This is a genomic window from Proteus sp. G4415, assembly GCF_963896075.1.
Taxonomy (GTDB): Bacteria; Pseudomonadota; Gammaproteobacteria; order Enterobacterales; family Enterobacteriaceae; genus Proteus; species Proteus mirabilis.
Window position 1 is genome coordinate 1 of the sequence record NZ_CAWQOK010000058.1, and the last position, 5,456, is coordinate 5,456.

The window sequence follows — 5,456 nt, forward strand, 5'->3', positions numbered from 1 at the left end:
TCATTGTCGCTTAATCTCTAGTCAATCATCATAAATTGGCGTGGTAAGCGATATGTTACAGTTCAATATAAACTCACAAAATGGCTCAATGCCACATATTCGTGTAGAGAATATTCAAAAGAGATTTAATCAATTTATTGCTTTAGATGGTGTTTCTTTAGAGATTAAACAAGGCGAGTTAGTCTGCCTATTAGGGCCTTCTGGATGTGGAAAAACCACATTATTACGTTGTATTGCCGGATTAGAAACACAAGATCACGGTAGTATCTTTAATTACGATAACAATATCTCACACCTTCCCCCTCAAGCCCGTGACTATGGGATCTTATTTCAGTCCTATGCATTATTTCCTAACCTGACGGTACAGCAGAATATTGCGTATGGTTTAGCCGGTCAGCCTCGTAATGTGATTAAAGATCGCGTTAATGAAATGCTGGAGTTAGTTGGTTTACAAGATCGAAAGAAAAAATATCCAGGAGAATTATCTGGCGGTCAACAACAGCGCGTGGCATTGGCTCGTGCTTTGGCTCCTGCCCCTTCTTTACTATTACTGGATGAGCCAATGTCGGCATTAGATGCACAAGTGCGTGAACATTTGTGTGTGGAGCTACGTAATTTACAGCAAAGCTTAAATATCACTACGCTAATGGTCACTCATAATCAAGATGAAGCCATGCTGATGGCCGATAGGATAGCTGTAATGAATAACGGCAAGGTTGAACAGTACGGCAGTAGTGAAGAGATTTACAACCATCCACAAACACCATTTGTTGCAGAGTTTGTAGGAAAAGGTAACTGGTTACCTTTCAATAGAAATCAGCACGGTGAGGCGATGATTGGCTCACGAGAAGTCCAATTAAAACATACTGCAATACCTCATAATCAAGGGCGTCTCTTTTGTCGACCTGAATCAATCAAAATTAACCCAATACAAAACAAACATAATCAATACGATGCCAATATACAAAATGTGGTGTTTTTGGGAAGTCGTTGCATTATGAAGTTTGAATTAGACCATTTACCGGGACATTTATTACAAGCCGAGATCTCTGCTGCTGAGCTACATAGTATTCAAAACGGTAAAGTTAAAGTGACTTTACCGGCTAATGAACTACACATATTTGCGTAAGGTAGCGAGATAATGTCAGTGATAGTACCTACCAAATCTATTAATCGTTTAGATAGTTTGTTTGTTGCTGGTGGTAAGTTATTTATTATTTGCTTACTTACTCTTGGGGTTTTATTGCCTTTATTGGCTATTTTCTGGCGAGGTTTTACGCCTGATATATCACAAGGTGGTGGTTTTCAGGCCGCTATTGATTTGTTCACCAGTGCTAATTTTCTGTGGTTGGTGGGTAACAGTATTAGTGTTTCGTTAAGCGTTGCTGTTATTACAGTGCCACTGGCTTACCTGTTTGCTTATGCTCTACATCGCACCTTGATCCCTTTTAAATCCTTGTGGCGTGGAATATCACTATTACCCTTACTCGCTCCTTCTATGCTACCGGGTATTGCATTGGTTTATCTATTTGGTAACCAAGGGCTATTGCGTAGCTTACTCACAGAGAATATTTATGGTTATTGGGGATTAGTGCTTGGTGAGGTGATCTACACTTTTCCTCATGCGCTAATGATTTTACTCTCCGCATTATCCATGTCTGATGCTCGTTTATTTGATGCTGCATCTAGCTTAGGGGCCTCTTCTTGGCGCACTTTTCGTAGTGTCACTTGGTCATCGAGCCGACATGGGATTTTCGCAGCATTGTGCTTGGTATTTACGTTAACTATTACTGACTTTGGTATTCCGGTTGTCGTCGGCGGAGATTATCAAGTACTGGCGTTAGAAGCCTATAAAGCCGTGCTTGGTCAGCAACAATTTGGCCGCGGTGCTTTAATCGGTATGTTGTTATTGCTACCTGCATTGTTGACCTTCGGTGTCGATGTTTGGTTACGTAAACGTCAACGTGATGCAATGAGCTCGCGTGCCCAATTCTATTTACCAAAAGCTAATTTTCAGCGTGACACGCTTTATCTAATATTTGTGATGCTTATTTGCGCGCTATTTTTATTGGTATTCGGTACGGCCGTTTACTCCTCTTTTATTCAGTTCTGGCCTTATAACTTATCGTTTTCGTTACGTCATTATAATTTTGAAGGATTGCCAGGGGGATGGCTCGCCTATACCAACAGTATTATTTTGGCATTTTACACTGCCACTATCGGCTGCTTTCTGATCTTTATGGGCGCTTACTTAATAGAGAAAACGGCTTCTCACTCTTGGCTTAACAATCTGTTACGTATGCTAAGTTTTGTACCGATGGCTGTTCCGGGGTTAGTGTTGGGATTAGGATATGTATTTTTCTTTAACTTACCGAATAATCCACTGAACTTTTTATACGGCAGTATGGTGTTATTAGTGCTGTGCTCCATTGCACACTTTTTCACTACTGCCTATATGACTGCGAGCACGGCACTGCGCCAGTTAGATAAAGAATTCGAGGCAGCTTCATTATCCTTAAAAGCGCCTTTATATCGTCACTTTTGGCGTATCACTATTCCTCTTTGTTTGCCGGCATTATTAGATATTTATCGTTATCTATTTGTTTCTGCTATGACAACGGTTTCCGCGGCGATCTTCCTTTATAGCCCAGACACTATTTTAGCCGCGGTTGCGGTATTGAATATGGATGATGCGGGCAATATTGGTGGCGCGGCGGCTATGTCGACATTGATTTTAACCACCTCGGCAGGGGTTTCGATATTGTTATCTATTGCTTCGCAAGGTGTTATTCGCCGAACACAAGCGTGGCATCAGCGTGAAGCTAAGCAATAAATTTAAAGGTTTAATTCTCTCACATAGCAATACTAGGAAAATCGCATGATGTTAAAAAAACTGATACTTGCCACCAGCTTATTATTCTCTGCGGGAACGGTCTTTGCAGCGACTGAAATTACGGTATACACCGCAATAGAAAGTGAACAATTACAAGCTTATAAACAAGCATTTGAGGCTAAATATCCCGATATAAAAATAAAATGGGTAAGAGATTCAACGGGGATTATCACCGCTAAATTATTAGCAGAAAAAGATCGTCCTCAAGCCGATGTTGTGTGGGGATTAGCTGCATCAAGTTTAGCAATATTAAAAGCGCAAAATATGCTTGAGCCTTATGCTCCGGCGCAGTTAGATGATATTGATGTGAAATTTCGTGATAGCAACAACCCGCCAACTTGGGTTGGTATGGATGTCTGGGCGGCAACGATTTGCTACAACACGATAGAAGCACAAAAATTGGGGTTATCTAAACCCACTTCTTGGCAAGATCTCACTAAGCCTGAATACAAAGGCAAAATCGTTATGCCAAATCCGGCATCATCAGGCACTGGATTTTTAGATGTAAGTGCTTGGTTACAAATATTTGGCGAACAAGAGGGGTGGGCATATATGGACAAGTTGCATCAGAATATTGGTCAATATGTTCATTCTGGCTCCAAACCCTGCAAAATGGCTGCATCGGGGGAATACCCGATAGGCATATCCTTTGAATATCCGGCGATCCAATTGAAACGACAAGGGGCACCACTAGACATCATATTACCGCAAGAAGGATTGGGTTGGGATATTGAAGCAACGGCGATAATCAAAGGAACTAATAAGCGAGATGCCGCGCAAAAATTGGCTGATTTTTCCGCCTCAAAGGAAGCGATGAAGCTTTATAGTGCTAATTTTGCTGTATTAGCTAATACCAGTGTACCCGTAAGCCAAACAGAATTACCTCGCGATTATGCTCAACGTTTAATTAAAAATGATTTTATTTGGGCTGCTGAAAAGCGCGACACCATTTTAACTGAATGGCGTAAGCGCTATGACGGTAAGAGTGCAAAATAATTTATTAATTAATAGATAGGGTGCGATGCACTCTATCTTGTTTAGGGTGTCATATGAAATTTGATATTGCGGTTATTGGTGCGGGCATTATTGGTTTATCTCATGCGTATGCAGCGGCTCAGCGAGGTTTACGTGTTGCTATTTTTGAGCGCAGTTACACGCCTGTGGGCGCTTCTGTACGTAATTTTGGTCACGGATTAATTTTGGGTCAAGCGCCGGGAAAAATGCTAGATTTAGCAAAAAATAGTCGTGAAATTTGGGCAACTATGGCCAAACAGGCTAAATTTTTAACGCGTCAAAAAGGGACTTATCTGTTAGCACGTACACAATCTGAGCAAGCTGTTCTTGAAGCCTTTGTCGATGGTCGAGCTAAAACCTATGGTTATGATTGTGAATTACTTTCTAAAACACAATTAGCTATGGTTTATGGTGGTCAATTACAACACCATAAAGCGGCGTTGCATGGCAAAGAAGATCAGGTGCTATTTTCGCGAGAAGCGATCCCACAGTTAGCGGCTTATCTAGGCAGCTTAGCTAATGTAACGAGTTATTTTTCCACATTAGTACGGGATATTGATGTAGATACGGGGACATTGATCACCAGTAATGGAACATTTAGTGCAGAAAAGATCATTGTCTGCTCAGGGCACGATTATCAAACATTATTGGCTGACGAAATAAAAAAGCTTGATCCTATAGTTTGCCGCCTGCAGATGTTGCGAGTGACAGCAGAGCAAAATATTGGATTGGCGCATGCGCTAATGACGGGATTAAGTTGTACTCACTATGGTGCATTTGCTGATTTACCTGAGGCACAGGCTTTAGCGAAAGAAATTAAAATGCAATCGCCGTTGATTGAGCAGTATGGTATTCATTTATTAATTACCCCGACTCCTTATGGCGATCTTATTATTGGTGATTCTCATGAATATAGCTTAGATGCACAGCCTTTTAACAGCGAAGAGGTTGATAACCTCCTGATAGAGTTAGCTGAGCATACATTAGGTTGTTCGGTTCAAGTAAAAGAGCGTTGGCAAGGGGTTTATGGGGCAAAAGGAAAAGAGCCGATTTCGATTTTAACGCCGAGTGAAAAAGTCACTGCAGTATTGATGCGAACGGGTTTAGGAATGAGTGTTGGGCCAGGTTTAGGTGAACAGAATATTCGACAACTATTTGATTAATCTTGCATTAGGGATGTGAAGTTATTTTTTAATTATCCAAAGCACCGTAAAACCCCGTCCTTCAGGTCGGGGATATAAGGCGCGGTTTTTTAACTAACTCGGTGTTTCCTGTTGCTCAATGTACTGGCGGATAATGGATATTGGTGCGCCACCACAACTCCCCGCGAAATAACTTGGCGACCAAAGAACCCCCTTGTAGTAATCACGTTGGGCAATATCAGGACGATCACGTCGAAGTAATCGACTCGATACCCCTTTAAGGCTGTTAACCAGATTAGATATCGCCAGTTTTGGCGGGTAATTAATCAGTAAATGAACGTGATCCCGTTCCCCATCCATTTCAACCAGTTCAACATCAAAATCAGCACAAACACTGGCAAAGTAGC

Annotated in this window: 4 protein-coding genes and 1 pseudogene; 4 read left to right on the top strand and 1 reads right to left on the bottom strand. The window is 41.5% G+C overall.

What is annotated here, in order from left to right; translation table 11 throughout:
• Nucleotides 1-52 precede the first annotated feature (52 nt).
• From AACU95_RS06435 to AACU95_RS06450, 4 genes are read left to right on the top strand one after another with little or no spacing between them, the layout of a single operon-like run.
• The gene (locus AACU95_RS06435) at nucleotides 53-1,129 is read left to right on the top strand and encodes a putative 2-aminoethylphosphonate ABC transporter ATP-binding protein (RefSeq protein WP_004249814.1); all 1,077 of its coding nucleotides are present in this window, start codon (nucleotides 53-55) and stop codon (nucleotides 1,127-1,129) included.
• Between the two features lie 12 nt (nucleotides 1,130-1,141).
• Nucleotides 1,142-2,833 carry a putative 2-aminoethylphosphonate ABC transporter permease subunit gene (locus tag AACU95_RS06440; protein ID WP_161737202.1) on the top strand — a complete coding sequence of 564 codons (1,692 nt, stop codon included), beginning with the start codon at nucleotides 1,142-1,144 and terminating at the stop codon, nucleotides 2,831-2,833.
• 45 nt (nucleotides 2,834-2,878) lie between these two features.
• Nucleotides 2,879-3,889, top strand: coding sequence for a putative 2-aminoethylphosphonate ABC transporter substrate-binding protein (locus AACU95_RS06445; protein WP_004246580.1), 1,011 nt, complete (start codon nucleotides 2,879-2,881; stop codon nucleotides 3,887-3,889).
• A 53-nt stretch (nucleotides 3,890-3,942) separates the two neighbouring features.
• Nucleotides 3,943-5,070: a TIGR03364 family FAD-dependent oxidoreductase gene (locus tag AACU95_RS06450; RefSeq protein ID WP_017628743.1), complete on the top strand. Its 1,128-nt coding sequence runs from the start codon at nucleotides 3,943-3,945 to the stop codon at nucleotides 5,068-5,070.
• Nucleotides 5,071-5,091: 21 nt separating this feature from the next.
• On the opposite strand, the pseudogene tnpA reads toward AACU95_RS06450, so the two are convergent.
• Nucleotides 5,092-5,456, bottom strand: a pseudogene (gene tnpA / locus AACU95_RS06455) (IS200/IS605 family transposase); the annotation flags it as partial.

What these genes read in the sequence shown, in the direction of transcription:
- AACU95_RS06445 (WP_004246580.1), top strand. Translation starts at nt 2,879, where the DNA reads ATGATGTTAAAAAAACTGATACTTGCCACCAGCTTATTATTCTCTGCG.
- AACU95_RS06435 (WP_004249814.1), top strand. Translation starts at nt 53, where the DNA reads ATGTTACAGTTCAATATAAACTCACAAAATGGCTCAATGCCACATATT.
- AACU95_RS06450 (WP_017628743.1), top strand. Translation starts at nt 3,943, where the DNA reads ATGAAATTTGATATTGCGGTTATTGGTGCGGGCATTATTGGTTTATCT.
- AACU95_RS06440 (WP_161737202.1), top strand. Translation starts at nt 1,142, where the DNA reads ATGTCAGTGATAGTACCTACCAAATCTATTAATCGTTTAGATAGTTTG.